The organism is Novosphingobium sp. 17-62-19 (genome assembly GCF_002256775.1).
Lineage (GTDB): Bacteria > Pseudomonadota > Alphaproteobacteria > Sphingomonadales > Sphingomonadaceae > Novosphingobium.
The window spans coordinates 19,863-34,527 of record NZ_NCII01000023.1; the positions used below are offsets into that span (position 1 = coordinate 19,863).

The 14,665-nt window shown below is 63.4% G+C and carries 16 protein-coding genes; 7 read left to right on the forward strand and 9 right to left on the reverse strand.

Annotated elements, in window-relative coordinates:
* Position 1: 1 nt before the first annotated feature.
* The 4 genes from gatA to rpsU form a co-directional block, all read right to left on the reverse strand.
* Positions 2–1,486, reverse strand: coding sequence for an Asp-tRNA(Asn)/Glu-tRNA(Gln) amidotransferase subunit GatA (gatA, locus tag B7X90_RS06305; protein WP_292622747.1), 1,485 nt, complete (start codon positions 1,484–1,486; stop codon positions 2–4).
* 118 nt (positions 1,487–1,604) lie between these two features.
* Positions 1,605–1,907 carry an Asp-tRNA(Asn)/Glu-tRNA(Gln) amidotransferase subunit GatC gene (gene gatC / locus B7X90_RS06310; protein WP_292622748.1) on the reverse strand — a complete coding sequence of 101 codons (303 nt, stop codon included), beginning with the start codon at positions 1,905–1,907 and terminating at the stop codon, positions 1,605–1,607.
* A 99-nt stretch (positions 1,908–2,006) separates the two neighbouring features.
* Positions 2,007–2,603, reverse strand: coding sequence for an FKBP-type peptidyl-prolyl cis-trans isomerase (locus B7X90_RS06315; RefSeq protein WP_292622750.1), 597 nt, complete (start codon positions 2,601–2,603; stop codon positions 2,007–2,009).
* Between the two features lie 155 nt (positions 2,604–2,758).
* Positions 2,759–2,965, reverse strand: coding sequence for a 30S ribosomal protein S21 (rpsU, locus tag B7X90_RS06320; protein WP_292622754.1), 207 nt, complete (start codon positions 2,963–2,965; stop codon positions 2,759–2,761).
* Positions 2,966–3,151: 186 nt separating this feature from the next.
* Between rpsU and crcB the strand changes: the two genes are divergently transcribed.
* The 5 genes from crcB to B7X90_RS06345 are packed head-to-tail and all read left to right on the forward strand — an operon-like array spanning position 3,152 to position 6,551.
* Complete coding sequence (gene crcB, locus B7X90_RS06325; RefSeq protein WP_292622756.1) at positions 3,152–3,550, forward strand: fluoride efflux transporter CrcB; 399 nt, start codon at positions 3,152–3,154, stop codon at positions 3,548–3,550.
* Positions 3,547–4,968, forward strand: a complete 1,422-nt coding sequence (locus B7X90_RS06330; protein ID WP_292622758.1) for an RluA family pseudouridine synthase — start codon at positions 3,547–3,549, stop codon at positions 4,966–4,968. Before crcB ends, B7X90_RS06330 begins: the two co-directional genes overlap by 4 nt.
* A gap of 16 nt (positions 4,969–4,984) precedes the next feature.
* On the forward strand, positions 4,985–5,641 hold the full coding sequence (locus B7X90_RS06335) for an HAD-IA family hydrolase (RefSeq protein WP_292622760.1): 657 nt from the start codon (positions 4,985–4,987) through the stop codon (positions 5,639–5,641).
* Positions 5,638–5,862 (forward strand): hypothetical protein, encoded by a 225-nt coding sequence (locus B7X90_RS06340; protein WP_292622762.1) that lies wholly within the window; start codon positions 5,638–5,640, stop codon positions 5,860–5,862. The genes B7X90_RS06335 and B7X90_RS06340 overlap by 4 nt, the downstream gene beginning before the upstream one ends.
* The gene (locus B7X90_RS06345; protein ID WP_292622764.1) at positions 5,859–6,551 is read left to right on the forward strand and encodes an ATP12 family protein; all 693 of its coding nucleotides are present in this window, start codon (positions 5,859–5,861) and stop codon (positions 6,549–6,551) included. The genes B7X90_RS06340 and B7X90_RS06345 overlap by 4 nt, the downstream gene beginning before the upstream one ends.
* A 120-nt stretch (positions 6,552–6,671) precedes the next feature.
* On the opposite strand, the gene B7X90_RS06350 is transcribed toward B7X90_RS06345, so the two are convergent.
* Genes B7X90_RS06350 through B7X90_RS06365 form a run of 4 tightly spaced genes read right to left on the reverse strand, consistent with a single transcriptional unit; the run spans position 6,672 to position 10,202 of the window.
* Positions 6,672–7,244: an ABC-type transport auxiliary lipoprotein family protein gene (locus B7X90_RS06350; RefSeq protein WP_292622765.1), complete on the reverse strand. Its 573-nt coding sequence runs from the start codon at positions 7,242–7,244 to the stop codon at positions 6,672–6,674.
* A gap of 13 nt (positions 7,245–7,257) precedes the next feature.
* Complete coding sequence (locus B7X90_RS06355) at positions 7,258–8,217, reverse strand: MlaD family protein (protein ID WP_292622766.1); 960 nt, start codon at positions 8,215–8,217, stop codon at positions 7,258–7,260.
* Between the two features lie 9 nt (positions 8,218–8,226).
* The gene (locus B7X90_RS06360) at positions 8,227–9,084 is read right to left on the reverse strand and encodes an ATP-binding cassette domain-containing protein (protein WP_292622768.1); all 858 of its coding nucleotides are present in this window, start codon (positions 9,082–9,084) and stop codon (positions 8,227–8,229) included.
* Positions 9,084–10,202 carry an ABC transporter permease gene (locus B7X90_RS06365; protein ID WP_292622770.1) on the reverse strand — a complete coding sequence of 373 codons (1,119 nt, stop codon included), beginning with the start codon at positions 10,200–10,202 and terminating at the stop codon, positions 9,084–9,086. The genes B7X90_RS06360 and B7X90_RS06365 overlap by 1 nt, the downstream gene beginning before the upstream one ends.
* Before the next feature lie 128 nt (positions 10,203–10,330).
* On the opposite strand from B7X90_RS06365, the gene B7X90_RS06370 reads away from it, so the two are divergent.
* Positions 10,331–13,171, forward strand: coding sequence for a valine--tRNA ligase (locus tag B7X90_RS06370; RefSeq protein ID WP_292622772.1), 2,841 nt, complete (start codon positions 10,331–10,333; stop codon positions 13,169–13,171).
* A 160-nt stretch (positions 13,172–13,331) separates the two neighbouring features.
* A complete protein-coding gene (locus B7X90_RS06375) occupies positions 13,332–14,075 on the forward strand; it encodes a 7-carboxy-7-deazaguanine synthase QueE (RefSeq protein WP_292622775.1) in 744 nt (247 codons plus the stop codon).
* 124 nt (positions 14,076–14,199) lie between these two features.
* On the opposite strand, the gene ssb is transcribed toward B7X90_RS06375, so the two are convergent.
* Positions 14,200–14,665, reverse strand: a 466-nt coding sequence (gene ssb / locus B7X90_RS06380; RefSeq protein WP_292622777.1) for a single-stranded DNA-binding protein, incomplete at its 5' end; no start/stop codon positions are given.

The following is a 14,665-nucleotide window of genomic DNA, read 5'->3' on the forward strand; positions in this document are numbered from 1 at the left end:
CTTACCACCACTTCGCCGGACGGGCTGTAAACTGCGCGCGCTGTTCGAGCGCGAGGCTGGCGTTGAGGACGCCTTGCTCGTCGAATGCCTTGCCGATGACCTGCAGACCAAGCGGCAAACCGCTGCGGTCCAGCCCGGCGGGGACCGACATGGCGGGCAGGCCTGCAAGGCTGGCGGGCACCGAGAACACGTCGTTCAGGTACATCTCCAGCGGGTCGGCGCTTTTTTCGCCCAGCGCGAAGGCCGAGGACGGCGCGGTGGGGACAAGGATCACGTCAACCTGCTGGAACGCCTCGGTAAAATCGCGGGCGATCAGGGTGCGGACCTTCTGCGCCTGCGTGTAGTAGGCGTCATAGAAGCCTGCCGAGAGCACATAAGTGCCGATCATGATGCGGCGCTTCACTTCCGGGCCGAACCCGGCAGCGCGTGTGGCGGCGTACATGTCCTGCAAACCGGCACCATCGGGCAGATCACGCAAACCATAGCGCACACCATCGTAGCGGGCGAGGTTCGACGAGGCTTCGGCAGGCGCGATGATGTAGTAGGTGGGCAGCGCGTACTTGGTGTGCGGCAGGCTGATCTCGACGATCTCCGCGCCTGCATCCTTCATCCACGCAATGCCATCGTCCCAGCTCTTGGCCACATCTGGGTCCATGCCATCCAATCGGTATTCGCGCGGGATGCCGACCTTCTTGCCCTTCATGTCGGCGTTCAGGCCTGCAGTCCATGCGGGGACGGGCAGGTTGAGACTAGTCGAATCCTTCGGATCGAACCCGGCCATCGCTTCGAGCATGATCGCGCAATCGGTCACGTCATGCGCCATCGCGCCTGCCTGATCGAGCGAGGATGCGAAGGCGACAACGCCCCAGCGCGAGCAGCGGCCGTATGTCGGCTTGATGCCCGAAATTCCGGTGAAGGCGGCAGGCTGGCGAATCGAGCCGCCGGTGTCAGTACCAGTGGCAGCAGGTGCGATGCGCGCGGCCACGGCAGAGGACGAACCGCCCGACGAGCCGCCGGGGGCCAGCGGCGCGGTGTCATTCGGACGACGCCACGGCGAGATCACGTTGCCGAAAGCGCTGGTTTCATTCGAGGAGCCCATCGCGAACTGGTCAAGGTTCAGCTTGCCCAGCATCCCCGCACCCGCATCCCACAGCTTCTGGCTGACGGTGGATTCGTACTGCGGGGTGAAGCCTTCGAGGATCTTCGAGGCGGCAGTGGTCTGCGTGCCCTTGGTGGCGAAGAGGTCCTTCATGCCGATGGGGACGCCCGCCATCGTGCCGAGCGGGTTTCCGGCGGCGCGGTCAGCATCGACCTTCGCGGCGGCTTCCAGCGCCTTTTCGGGCGTGGTGACGATGAAGGCGTTCAGCGCGGGCTGCGCAGCTTCGACTGCGGCGTTGAAGGCGGTGGCGACTTCGGTGGCGGTGAAATCACCCTTGGCCACGCCATCGCGGAGGGCGGCAATGCCGAGATTTGTGAGGTCGGTCATCAGTTCTTGTTTCCGAGGGTAGCGCTGGCGTGCTTCGACAGGCTCAGCACGAGCGGGATCTGGGATAGGCTTAAAATCCGCTCATCCTGAGCTTGTCGAAGGATGCAAACGCAACTCATCATTCGATCACCTTGGGCACGCCAAAGAAGCCATGTTCCGGTGCAGGCGCATTGGCCAGCACCGCATCGCGCATGTCACCGCCGGTCAGCGGGTCGGCGTTCACCACATCGTCGCGCAAGCGCTGCGTGTTGGGGATGACGGCGGTCATCGGCTCGACCCCGGTCACATCGACTTCGGCGAGTTGTTCGACCCAGGCGAGAATGCCGTTCAATTCGGGGACCATCGCGCCGATTTCGGCCTCGGTCACCTTGATGCGGGCCAGCGAGGCGATCTTGGCCACGGTGGCGGTATCTACGGACATGGCGGATACTCTTGACGTGAGAAAAAGGAACGCCGCGCGCTACCAGAGCGCACGGCGTGCTTCAAGCCAAGGCCGGACCGCAAAGGCCCTGCCCGGCTACTATTTGGGTTGTGGCGCGCCTTCAGGGCCGCCGGGCATTGGAACGCCACCGGGCATTGGCGGCATCGCTGCGCCACCCGGTGCACCACCGGCCCCGCCCTGCATCCGCTGCATCTGTTCGAGCATCATGCGCTGCTGTTCCAGTTCAGCCGCGCTCTTGTAATCGATCAGCTCGATTTCGAAGACGAGGTCGGAATTGGCGGGGATCACCACCTCACCGGTCTGCGGGTTGCGCTTTTCTTCGGCACCGTAACCCTTCTCGGCCGGGATTTCGAGGACGTACTTGCCGCCCTTCTGCATCTTGCCAAGGCCTTCGGAGAAGCCGGGGATTACGGTTTCCAGCGGAAGCACCGCGCGTTCGCCCCGGTCAAATTCCTTGCCGCTGGCAAGACGGCCAACATAGTTGATCAGCGCAACGTCAGACTTGGTGGGCGAAGCACCTGCGCCAGCCTTGATCGTCTCGATCTCGATACCCTGATAGCGGGTGGCATAGGCCACGCCCGAACCGAGCACGACAGCGGCGATGACGCCAAGCCAGATCTTGCCGACGGAGCCTTTGGCAACAGGCTGGAGCGGGACGCGGGTAATTTCCGACATGCTTTTCCCCTCAAGCGCGATTCGCCCGAATCGCGCCGGATGATTCGAATGGCCATTCCCGGCACACGAAAAAGGGCGCCGGAGTTCGGCGCCCTCTTGGCCCATGCAGGCTCAAACGGCAAGTAGCCAGATAGGGCGTTTCCGCCCCACCTTACTTACTTTCCGCCGTCGCGTTCCATGCGCTTGCGTTCCATCTTGCGAGCACGGCGGACAGCAGCAGCCTTTTCACGGGCGCGCTTTTCCGACGGCTTCTCGAAGTGACGGCGAAGCTTCATTTCGCGATAGACGCCTTCACGCTGCAGCTTCTTCTTCAATGCGCGAAGAGCTTGGTCAACGTTGTTATCGCGAACGAGAATCTGCATAAACGCCTACACCTCAAACTGTCAGCAAGAGCCCGCGAAACCGGCGGGAGTTGCCCTGATTCTGGAAATACCAAACGTGCCGAATCCGTACAGGACCGGCCCGAACGGGAGCGCCACTAGCCAAATCGGGCAGCAAAGGCAAGCAAAGTCGTGCATTTCTTGACCTGAGAGTCTAAGGGCGTGGGCATGACATCTCCCAATACATTGACGGCAACCGCCATCGTCGCCCTTGGCGGCGGCGTAGGCGCCATGCTGCGCTTCCATGCGGGGCGCGCGGTTACCGCGTTTTCCGGCCCCAACAGCGTGTTCCCCTGGCACACCTTCCTTATCAACGTGGCAGGCAGCCTGCTCATGGGCGTCCTTGCCGGATATCTGGCGCGTGAAGGCGGCAGCGAATCGTTGCGCCTGTTGCTGGGCGTCGGTGTGCTGGGCGGTTTCACAACCTTTTCCGCCTTCAGCCTTGAGACTGCCCTGCTCATGCAGCGCGGGCTCTATGGCATGGCTGGGGCCTATGTATTTGGCTCGATCTTCGCAGGAATCGCCGGGCTGTTCCTTGGTCTTTCACTTATGCGAGGTGCAGCATGAGCGCTGTAAAGAAGGGGCAAGGCGCACTGTCGGATGTCAATGTCCGCCAGTTCACTATCGGCAAGGACGATGAAGGCGCGCGGCTGGACCGCTGGTTCAAGCGGCACCTGCCGCAAGTGGGCTTTGCCACCGTATCGCGCTGGGCGCGCACCGGGCAGATCCGCCTTGATGGCAAGCGCGCTGATGTAGACACGCGAATCGAAGCGGGGCAAATCCTGCGCGTCCCGCCGGGCAATGCCACGCCGGTCGGCACGCCTGGCAAAGGTGAGCGTCCGCGCGCGCCCTTGACCGACGCGCAAATCGAACTGGCCGAATCGATGGTGCTGGAAAAGGACCGCGCCGCGATTGTGCTGAACAAGCCGCCGGGCCTTGCCACACAAGGCGGCAGCGGGACCTACGAGCATGTCGACGGCCTGCTCGATGCCTATGCCGCAGAAGGCGCGCCACGTCCTCGTCTGGTCCACCGGTTGGACAAGGACACGTCGGGTGTCCTGCTGATCGCGCGCACGCCGGGCAGTGCCGCATTCTTTTCCAAGCGCTTTTCGGGCCGCACCGCGCGCAAGATCTATTGGGCGCTGGTCGTCGGCGTGCCCGATGTGAAGGACGGGCTGATCGAACTGCCCATCGCCAAGCAGCCGGGCACTGGCGGCGAAAAGATGATGGTCGACGAAAGCGGCCAAGGCCAGTCCGCCCGCAGCCGCTATCGCGTGATCAGCCGCGCGGGCAATGCTGCGGCTTGGGTGGAACTACAGCCGCTGACGGGCCGCACGCACCAGTTGCGCGTCCACATGGCGGCCATCGGCCATCCCATCGTGGGCGATGGCAAGTATGGCGGGCAAACCGCTTTCCTGACCGGCACAATCAGCCGCAAGATGCACCTGCACGCCCGCCGGTTGCGCATCGAGCATCCTGAAGGCGACCTGCTCGACGTGACGGCCCCCCTGCCTTCGCACTTCGAAGCGAGCATGGCGCAATTGGGCTTCCACGAGGAAGACGGCGATCTGGCGATCGATCCGATCAAGCCGATCCCCGAAAAGACCATGCAGAAGCGCGCCGCCAAAGCGCACGCCAAGGAATACCGCAAGGAACGCCGGGGCGAACGCCGCAAGCGCGCCGATGACGAAAAAGGTGCTGGCAGCGCCGGACGTACGCCTACGGGCAAGCGCGCCGGGGCCAAGCCTGTTGGCAAAGCCGGTGCCAAGGCCGGGCCGAAGACTGCCGGACCCAAGGTTTCTGGAGCAAAGTCAGCGGGCCGAGGCGATGCGAAGGCGGCGGCAAGACCCGCTGCAAAGCCTGCCGGGGTGAAGTTCGGCGCGGCCAGAGCCTCAGTAGCGAAGGCTGCCGATGCCAAGGCTAGTGGCACGCGGCCGGCTTCGCGCAAGCCTGCTGGCGGGGCGCCAAGGGGCAAGGCGCGCTGATCGAGGGGAACAAGCTGTGAAACTGGCGATCTTCGATTGTGATGGCACGCTGGTGGACAGCCAGGCCGACATCTGTGCGGCAATGGACGCGGCCTTCACCGCTGCCGGGCTGATCCCGCCGGAACGCCATGCCACGCGGCGGGTCGTCGGGCTTTCGTTGCACGAAGCGATGCGGCAGTTGCACCCTGAGGGCGAACATCACGATCACGCCAGCCTGACCGAGCTGTACAAGGACGCATTCCGTGCGCGCCGGGCAGCAGGCGCCGTGGGCGAGCCGCTGTATGACGGCATTGCCAGCTTGATCGTGGAACTGGCCGGGCAAGGCTGGCAGCTGGCCGTGGCGACAGGCAAGTCGGATAAGGGGCTCGCCCACTGTCTCGCCACGCACGGGCTGACCGGACACTTCGTTTCACTGCAAACGGCTGACCGGCATCCTTCGAAGCCCGATCCTTCGATGATCGAACAGTGCATTGCCGATGCAGGTGCGGACCGGCTGCGCACCGCGATGATCGGCGATACCGTCTATGACATCCACATGGCCGTGAACGCAGGCGTCAAGGGCATCGGCGTGGACTGGGGCTATCACGAGACCGACGAACTGATCGAAGCCGGGGCGCAGGCCGTGGCGACAAGCGTGGACCATCTGCGTGACCTGCTCGGAGAAATCCAGTGAGCGATCCTGCGGCAGGCAGATTCTTCGCGCTACAGGCCGTGCGGCTTTCGGGCGCGGTCATGGTGCTGCTGGGCGTGATGATCGGAACGGGGCGCGGACCTTCTCTCCTTGCCAGCTTGCCGCAAGAGGCGGGGTATGTGCTGGCCGTACTGGGCATGGCCGAATTTTTCTGGGTGCCACGTCTGCTGGCACGACAGTGGAAAACACCGGACGGACAATGAAGCGGTTTTACAAAGATGTAACGGTCGAGGCGGCAGACGGCGGCTTCGGGGTGCGGCTCGATGGGCGAGCGATCAAATCGGTGGGCGGCAGGCCGCAACTGGTGCCCACGTGCGCGCTGGCCGAGGCACTGGCAGCGGAATGGGCCGGACAGGGCGAAGAGATCGATCCCGCACGCTTCCTCTACCGCGACATGACGGATTATGCGCTGGATGTGGTGGCAGGTGATCCAGCAGGCGTTGCGGCAGAAATCCTGCCTTACGCCGAGACCGACACCCTGTGCTATCGCGCCGAGCCGGACGAGGCTTTTGCCGCGCGACAAAGGCTGATGTGGGAGCCGCTGCTGCTGGATGCGGAAACGCGGCTGGGCGTAAAGTTCGTGCGCATTTCGGGCATTATCCACAAACCGCAGCCGCCTGAAACTCTGGCACGTTTGCAGGCGGAGCTGGACCGGCTGAACCCGTTCGAACTGGCGGCGCTGCGCAACACGGCGAGCCTTGCTGCATCGCTGGTAATCGGGCTCGCCGCGCTGACGCCGGGGGTGGACCTCGACGCGCTGTGGGATGCTGCCAATCTGGAAGAGGACTGGCAGGCCGAGCTTTGGGGCAAGGATGAAGAGGCACTGGAACGGCGTGAGCGGCGCTCTGCAGCGTTTGCCGCAGCAGCGCGGTTTGCGGGGTTAGCGCGCTGAGCCGTCAATCTTGCTTCCCCGCGAAGGCGGGGACCTCAGGCCGTTTACGCTAGGGTTGCTTGAGAACCCCGAGGCCCCCGCCTTCGCGAGGGCGCTGATTTTAGGATAGAGGGCGGCACTTCAGCCCACCCAATCCGCCACCTGCTTTGCCACGGCATTGGCCGCCTCATTCAACGCAGGCCCCACATACGCCGCTTCGGCATCAGCCACCGGGACCGTGCCTTCAAAGCGCTTCGTCTCGATCCGGCCGCCCGATTCCTTCACCGCATCGAAGCGCACCACCGCCATACGGCTGCGCGCATCGTAACCCATGTCGAGAAGACGGCCAGACAGGTGCTGGTTGCTGGCACCCGGCTCACCCTCGATCACCAGACGGCTGCCTCGCGCGCGGATCGTTTCAGCCAGCAGGCGCTGGAACAGGCGTGAGGGACGTTCGACCCACATAGTCTTTTTAAGATAGGCGACGTTCGCATCGTCGATCTGCACCGGCACACGCGTGACGGCGAGGCGCGCTTCGGCTTCGGGCTCGATCACCACCAACGCGTTGCCGATGGTCCCGCTGGTGCCGCTGCCTGCCGCCGCGGTGGCCGTGGGAGTCAGTGCGAGCAGACTGTCGGGTGCCTTCGGCCCAAGGCTGACGCAGCCCGACAGGCTGGCGACAATGGCGGCGGCGAGCAGAGTGTTGCGGATCATCTTCATCGCCTCCTCAATCCTTGTAATCGGGCAGCTTGGGGCCACCGACGAAGCCGCTGATGCCCTTGTCGTTCAGCTTGTCGGTCACTTCGCGCAAGCTCCGCGTTGTTGCCTGAAGGTCGCGGATCGCGGCTTCGGCGGCGGGCAGCGTGCGCTCGTTCAATTGCTTGGCGGCAGGGCGCGCATCGCTGAGTGTGCCTTGCAGTTCATCCGCCGCGCCCTGCGCCGACTTCAGCGTCTGGCGCAACTGCTTGGCAAGGCCATTGCCTTCGTCATTCAGCATCGAATCCGCCGAATTGGTCAGCTTTTCAAAGCTGGCCAGCGTGTAGTTGGCCTGCCGCAGCGTGGCCTGCAATTCAGCCATCGTGCGCTTCACGTCGGGCGCAGCGTCAGCAAGATTGCCTGAAAGCTTGTCGGTATTGGCAAGGATGTTCTCGATCGACTTCTGGTTCTTGTCAGACAGAACCATCGTCAACCGTTCGGTCAGCGTGGCCAGCCGCTCAAGCAGCAGCGGCGCGTTCGACAGGATTTCGCCAAGGCCGGAGCGCCGTGTCGGGATCACCGGCACGCCTTCCGGGCACGTCAGCCGCTTGTTTTCCTTGGGGCATTCGATCGGCGGGGCACCCTTGTGCGCGCCGGTCAACTGGATCGTGGAAACACCGGTAAAGCTGCCCTGCACACTGGCCGTGGTGCCCACGAGGATCGGCACTTTCTTGTCCACCGTTATGCGCACCCGCACGAATTCAGGATCGCGCTCCCACAGTTCGATCTCTTTCACCTGTCCCGATGGCACGCCGGAGAACGACACTTCCGAACCCTTGGCCAGCCCATCGACCGATTGCTTGAAGAAAATATCGTACTGTGCCGATTCGCTCTGGTTAAGCCGGGCGATCCACATGGTAAGCAGGGCCGCAGCCGCCAGCAGCGCCAGCGTGACGAGGCCGACCCAGATATGGTTTGCGCGCGTTTCCATTGCCTATCCTTATGCCTCGTCCGGTCCGGCCCGCGAAGGCGTATCGTTTGAAATTGTCTCGCCCGATATTTGTGCCTTCACCGCATCGTGTCGCACTTGCGAATCCTGCGCCGCGCGGCCACGCGGGCCGTTGAAGTATTCCTGAATCCACGGATGATCGAGCGCGAGCAGTTCGGGAATCGTGCCGACGGCAATCACCTTGCGGTCGGCGATCACGGCCACCCGATCACAAATCTCATATAGCGTATCAAGATCGTGCGTGATCAGAAACACGGTCAGGTCCAGCGTCTGCTGCAAGTTGAGGATCAGCTGGTCAAACGCGGCAGCGCCAATCGGGTCCAGCCCGGCGGTCGGCTCATCAAGGAACAGCAGTTCAGGATCAAGCGCCAGTGCACGTGCCAAGCCTGCGCGTTTCTTCATGCCGCCGGAAAGCTCAGACGGGTACTTGGCTGTCGCCTCGGCGGGAAGACCTGACAGCAGCACCTTGTAGCGCGCAATTTCGTGGCGCAGTTCATCGGTGATTTCGGGGAAGAACTCGCGCAGCGGGACCTCGACGTTCTCCGCCACGGTCAACGTGGAGAACAACGCGCCGCCCTGAAACAGCACGCCCCACCGGCTGCGGATGTCGATGTCAGCATCGTCGCGCGCATCGGTGATGGTGTCGCCCAACACTTCGACTTCGCCGGCATCGGGAATCTGCAAGCCGATGATCGTGCGCATCAGCACGGATTTGCCGGTACCTGATCCACCGACCACGCCCAGAATCTCGCCCTTACGGACATCCAGATCAAGCCCATCGTGAATCACATGGCTGCCGAACACGTTGCGGACGCCGCGCACACGGATGGGGAACTCACCCTCTGACATCAGCCCCACCCGATGTTGGTGAAGAACACCGCGAAGAAGGCGTCGAGCACGATCACCGTAAAGATCGCCATGACCACCGCTGCCGTGGTGCGCGCGCCCACTTCCTCGGCATTGTTCTTTACCTGCATCCCCTGGTAGCAGCCCGCAAGCGCGACGATCAGGCCGAACACCGGGGCCTTGGTCACACCCACCCACACGTCGTGCAGCGGCACCACTTCCTGAATGCGCGCAAGGAAGGTGAAGAACGGAATGCCGAGCGTAATGCTGGACAGAAACGCGCCGCCAACAATGCCGACGAAAGCAGAATAGAAGCCGAGCAGCGGCATCATGATCATCGTGGCAAGGATGCGCGGCAGGACCAGCGATTCCATGGGCGAGACGCCGATGGTGCGCATGGCATCAACCTCTTCGGTCAGCTTCATCGTGCCCAGTTGCGCCGCAAAGGCCGAGCCGGAGCGGCCCGCCACCATAATCGCGGTCATCAGCACGCCCAGTTCGCGCAAGGTGAGGCGGCCGACGAGGTTGACGATGTAGATCTCCGCCCCGAACTGACGCAACTGCACCGCGCCCTGCTGTGCGATGACGATGCCGACAAGGAAGCTCATCAAGCCGATGATGGCGAGCGAATTGACGCCGACCAGTTCCATCTGGTGGACCAGCGCCTTCATGCGGAAGCGTCCCGGATGACGGATCAATGTGCCCGCAGAAAGTATGATCTGCCCAAGGAAGCCGACGACCTGCAACATGCCCCGACCAAGGTCGATCATCACCTCGCCCACATGAGCGGGCACGCGGGTGAGCAGTGGCAGGCGCGGGGCGCGCACGTCTTCGGCGTTGGAATCGGCTTTGCTGATCGCATCGACCAGCTTTTGCGCCTCATCACTGCAACCGGTGATCTTTGCATCATGATCACGCGACAGCCGCCACACGGTCCACGCCCCGACGGTATCGATGCGGGTGACGCCGGAAATGTCGATTTCGTTGAAAGAATCGCTGAGGTTGCGAAGCCGCGTGTCTGCCGCGCCGAGCGAAGCAACGGTCATCGGCCCGCTGAAAGCGAGCGTTGCAGCCCCCCCGTTGTCGGCAGGCACAAGATTGAAATCGGTCAGTTCCCGCATGTTGCCCGCTTCATGGGGTAAATCGGACGGGGCGACAAGTGCAACACATGAGCCGTAACGAAGGAACAGCCTTTGCGGTTCCCCGCAATGCTTGCAGCCGGGCGCGGGGGATGGCAAGGCGCTGGCCCATGAACGAGCACAACGCACAGCAGAATTCAGGCGAACTGGCCAAGACTTTCGAACCCGCCGGGATCGAGGCCAAGTGGTATGCCCACTGGGAATCGAACGGCCTGTTCCGGCCCGAACGGCCCGACGCCCAACCCTATACCATTGTGAACCCGCCGCCGAACGTCACCGGCAGCCTCCACATCGGCCACGCGCTCGATAACACGCTGCAGGACGTGGTGATCCGCTATGAACGCCTGCGCGGCAAGGATGCGCTGTGGGTGGTCGGCACCGACCATGCGGGCATTGCCACGCAGATGGTGGTCGAACGCCAGATGGAGGCCAAGGGCGACAAGCGCAGCAACTACACCCGCGATGAATTCATCGGCAAAGTGTGGGAGTGGAAGCACGAAAGCGGCGGCACGATCACCGGCCAGCTGCGGCGCCTGGGCTGTTCGATGGACTGGTCCCGCGAACAGTTCACGATGGACCCGCACTTCACCAAGGCGGTCGTGAAGGTCTTTGTCGACCTGCACAAACAGGGCCTGATCTACCGCGACAAGCGCTTGGTGAACTGGGACCCCAAGCTGAAGACCGCGATTTCCGACCTCGAAGTGGAAACGCGCGAGACGCAGGGCGGCTTCTGGCACTTCAAGTACCCGCTGGCGGATGGCGTGACGCGCGATGATGGGCTGGATTACATCGAGGTCGCCACCACGCGTCCCGAGACGATGCTGGCCGATATGTGCGTGGCGGTGCATCCTGAAGATTCGCGCTATGCCAGCGTGATCGGCAAGGACATCCTGCAACCGCTGACCGGTCGCCGGTTCAAAGTGGTAGCCGATGAACACGCCGATCCCGAACTGGGTTCCGGCGCCGTGAAGATCACACCGGGCCACGATTTCAACGACTTCGAAGTGGGCAAGCGCGCCGGGATCAAGGCCGCCGACATGCTCAACATGTTCGATGCCGAGGCGAAGGTTGTGCAGACGGCGGACGGTCTGGTGCCTGCCGAATTCATCGGCATGGACCGGTTCGACGCGCGCAAGTTGGTGGTCGAGCGGATGAAGGAAGCAGGCTTCCTGATACCCCACGTGACGACGGACAAGGAAGGCAACGAAGTTTCCGCCGATTTCGAACCACGCACGATCCAGACGCCGTTCGGCGATCGCGGCGGCGTGGTGATCGAACCGTGGCTGACCGACCAATGGTATGTCGATGCCGAGACTTTGGCCCAGCCCGCAATTGCTGCGGTGAAGTCTGGCGAGATCGAGATCGTGCCCAAGACGTGGGAGAAGACCTTCTTCAACTGGATGGAAAACATCCAGCCTTGGTGCGTCAGCCGCCAATTGTGGTGGGGGCACCGGATTCCGGCTTGGTATGGCTCTGACGGGCAATGCTACGTAGCCGAGACTGAAGAAGAAGCGCAGGCAAAGGCCGGGGCCAGCGTCACTCTGTCCCGCGACGAAGACGTCCTCGACACATGGTTCTCCTCCGCGTTGTGGCCCTTTGCCACGCTCGGTTGGCCGGAGGATCATCCTCCCCAGCATGGGGAGGGGGACCATGCGCAGCATGGTGGAGGGGGCTCTCCGCACGCACAGCCTTTTGGGGATAACCCCCTCCACCACCCTGCGGGCGGTCCCCCTCCCCGTTCCGGGGAGGATCGCTCCCTCCTCGCCAAACACTACCCCAACGACCTGCTGATTTCCGGCTTCGACATCCTGTTCTTCTGGGACGCCCGCATGGCAATGCAGGGGCTGCACTTCATGAAGGAAGTGCCTTGGAAGAAGCTCTATCTCCATGGTCTCGTCCGCGCCGCCGATGGCGCGAAGATGAGCAAGTCGAAGGGCAACGTGGTCGATCCGCTGCTGCTGATCGACAAGTACGGCGCCGATGCCCTGCGCTTCTTCATGTGCGCGATGGAGAGCCAGGGCCGCGACGTGAAGATGGATGAACGCCGCGTCGAAGGCTATCGCAACTTCGCCACGAAGCTGTGGAACGCCGCGCGCTTCTGCCAGAGCAACGGGATCACCGGCAGCACGTCGGTAGCAGCTCCGGCAGCGACATCGGCGGTCAACAAGTGGATCATCGGCGAAGTGGTGGAAACCGTCGCCGCGCTCGATCAGGCCATGGCCGACTTGCGCTTCGATGCTGCGGCAAACACCGTCTACCACTTCGTATGGGACCAGTTCTGCGATTGGTACATCGAACTGGTGAAGGGCAATTTCGACGCCGAAACCCGCGCGGTGGCAGGCTGGGTGCTCGACCAGATTCTGGTGATGTTGCACCCGTTCATGCCGTTTGTGACCGAGGAATTGTGGCATTCGCTTGGGAAGCGTGAAGGCGAGCTGATCGTGGCCGCTTGGCCCGATCCGCAGGCCTCGGTCGATCCGGCGGCCAAGCGCGAGGTCGAATGGCTGATCGCACTCGTTTCCAACCTGCGCACCGCCAAGAACGAACTCGGCATCGCGCCGGGGGCAAAGCTGGACGCCTATCTGCCCGATCCTTCGGACCAGACGCGCGGCATCATCGAAGCCAACCCCGCAGCCATCGAGCGACTGGCGCGCCTGAACGGTATCCGCTTTGCAGCAGCGCCTGCGGGTGCGGCGATGCAGGTGGGTGCCGGGGACGCCAACATCGTGGTGCCGCTGGAAGGCGTGATCGACATTGCTGCCGAAAAGGCCCGTCTGGAAAAGGCCCTGGCAGTCTCGCAGAAGGAAACCAAGTCGCTCGAAGGACGCTTGGGCAATCCCTCGTTCGTCGAAAAGGCCAAGCCCGAGGCAGTCGAAAAGGCCCGCGCCGACCACGCCATGCACGCTGCCGAGGCCGAACGGCTTGCGGCGGCGCTGGCGCGGTTGGGGTGATGCTACACAACGCCCATCCTCCCCGGCACGGGGAGGGGGACCGCGCGAAGCGTGGTGGAGGGGGCTATCGTTGGAGAGCCGCCCTTCAAGATTGTGCCAGGTGGATAGCCCCCTCCACCGCCTGCGGCGGTCCACCTCCCCGTGCCGGGGAGGATGGCGCGTGCTGACCCTCGCCACCGTAAACCCCGGCGAGCCGGAGGTCTTCTCCTCGCTGCAAGGCGAAGGCCCTTCAATGGGCCGCCCGTCAATCTTCGTGCGCCTGAGTCGCTGCAATCTGGCCTGCCGGTGGTGCGATACGGCCTACACCTGGCGCTTTTCCGGCGACAATCGCCCACACCGCGATGAAGTGGCGTTCGAGCGCATCGACAACCAATTGACCATGACCGAAGACGACGCCGCCGCGCTGATCCTCGCCCACCCGGAGGACCGGCTGGTCATCACCGGGGGCGAGCCCTTGCTGCAAGGCGCGGCACTGGCGCGGATGGTGGCGCGGCTGAAAGAAGCACGCCCAGCCTTTCACGTGGAGATCGAGACCAATGGAACGGTGGCGGTGCATCCGGCGCTCGACCGCCAAGTGGACCAGTTCAACGTCAGCCCCAAGCTGGCGCATTCGGGCAATGACGCCGCGCTGGCGCTGGTACCGGAGCGGTTGGCGCAGTGGGCACAGGACACGCGAGCATGGTTCAAGTTCGTAGTGGCAACGCCTGCCGATCTTGCGGAGATTTCAGCGTTGCAGGATCGCTACGGGATCGCGCCCGATCACTTGTTCGTGATGCCGGAAGGCACGGCCAGCACTGTTCTGCGCGAACGGTCGCGCTGGCTCGCCGAGGAAGCGCTGGAGCGCGGTTGGCGGTTTACCGACCGGCTGCACATCCACCTTTATGGGGATACGCGGGGGACATAACCGCTACCCCCCAAAAAAACACTGCTCCCCCGCGAAGGCGGGGGCCTCAGGCGTTTTACTGAGAGGTTCCGTAAACGGCACGAGGCCCCCGCCTTCGCGGGGGAACAGTGCATTTTGGGTGGCTTTAGAACGGAATATCGTCGTCCAGATCGTCGCCGTAGCCGCCGCTGCTGCCACCTGCACTGGCACCGCCCTGATTCCAGCCGCCGCCAGCCGCTGCACCACCGCCGCGCGAACCGCCGCCTGACGATCCGCCATCATTCCAGCCACCGCCGGACGAACGACCGCCACCGCCGCCAGCACCGGGTGCGCCGTCGAGCATGGTCAGCACGCCGCCCATGCCACCAACCGACACTTCGGTGCTGTAGCGGTCATTGCCCGACTGGTCCTGCCACTTGCGGGTGCGCAGCTGGCCTTCGATATACACCTTGCTGCCCTTTTTCAGGTAGCGTTCGGCTACACCGACAAGGCCATCGGAATTGAGCACGACCGTGTGCCATTCCGTGCGCTCTTTCTTTTCGCCGGTGTTCTTGTCCTTCCAGTTTTCGGACGTGGCGATGCGCAAGTTGGCAATGCGCCCGCCGTTCTGG

What these genes read in the sequence shown, in the direction of transcription:
- B7X90_RS06370 (WP_292622772.1), top strand. Translation starts at nt 10,331, where the DNA reads ATGAACGAGCACAACGCACAGCAGAATTCAGGCGAACTGGCCAAGACT.
- B7X90_RS06330 (WP_292622758.1), top strand. Translation starts at nt 3,547, where the DNA reads ATGAGCGCTGTAAAGAAGGGGCAAGGCGCACTGTCGGATGTCAATGTC.
- gatC (WP_292622748.1), bottom strand. Translation starts at nt 1,907, where the DNA reads ATGTCCGTAGATACCGCCACCGTGGCCAAGATCGCCTCGCTGGCCCGC.
- B7X90_RS06365 (WP_292622770.1), bottom strand. Translation starts at nt 10,202, where the DNA reads ATGCGGGAACTGACCGATTTCAATCTTGTGCCTGCCGACAACGGGGGG.
- B7X90_RS06315 (WP_292622750.1), bottom strand. Translation starts at nt 2,603, where the DNA reads ATGTCGGAAATTACCCGCGTCCCGCTCCAGCCTGTTGCCAAAGGCTCC.
- B7X90_RS06350 (WP_292622765.1), bottom strand. Translation starts at nt 7,244, where the DNA reads ATGATCCGCAACACTCTGCTCGCCGCCGCCATTGTCGCCAGCCTGTCG.
- rpsU (WP_292622754.1), bottom strand. Translation starts at nt 2,965, where the DNA reads ATGCAGATTCTCGTTCGCGATAACAACGTTGACCAAGCTCTTCGCGCA.
- B7X90_RS06360 (WP_292622768.1), bottom strand. Translation starts at nt 9,084, where the DNA reads ATGTCAGAGGGTGAGTTCCCCATCCGTGTGCGCGGCGTCCGCAACGTG.
- gatA (WP_292622747.1), bottom strand. Translation starts at nt 1,486, where the DNA reads ATGACCGACCTCACAAATCTCGGCATTGCCGCCCTCCGCGATGGCGTG.
- crcB (WP_292622756.1), top strand. Translation starts at nt 3,152, where the DNA reads ATGACATCTCCCAATACATTGACGGCAACCGCCATCGTCGCCCTTGGC.
- B7X90_RS06355 (WP_292622766.1), bottom strand. Translation starts at nt 8,217, where the DNA reads ATGGAAACGCGCGCAAACCATATCTGGGTCGGCCTCGTCACGCTGGCG.
- B7X90_RS06345 (WP_292622764.1), top strand. Translation starts at nt 5,859, where the DNA reads ATGAAGCGGTTTTACAAAGATGTAACGGTCGAGGCGGCAGACGGCGGC.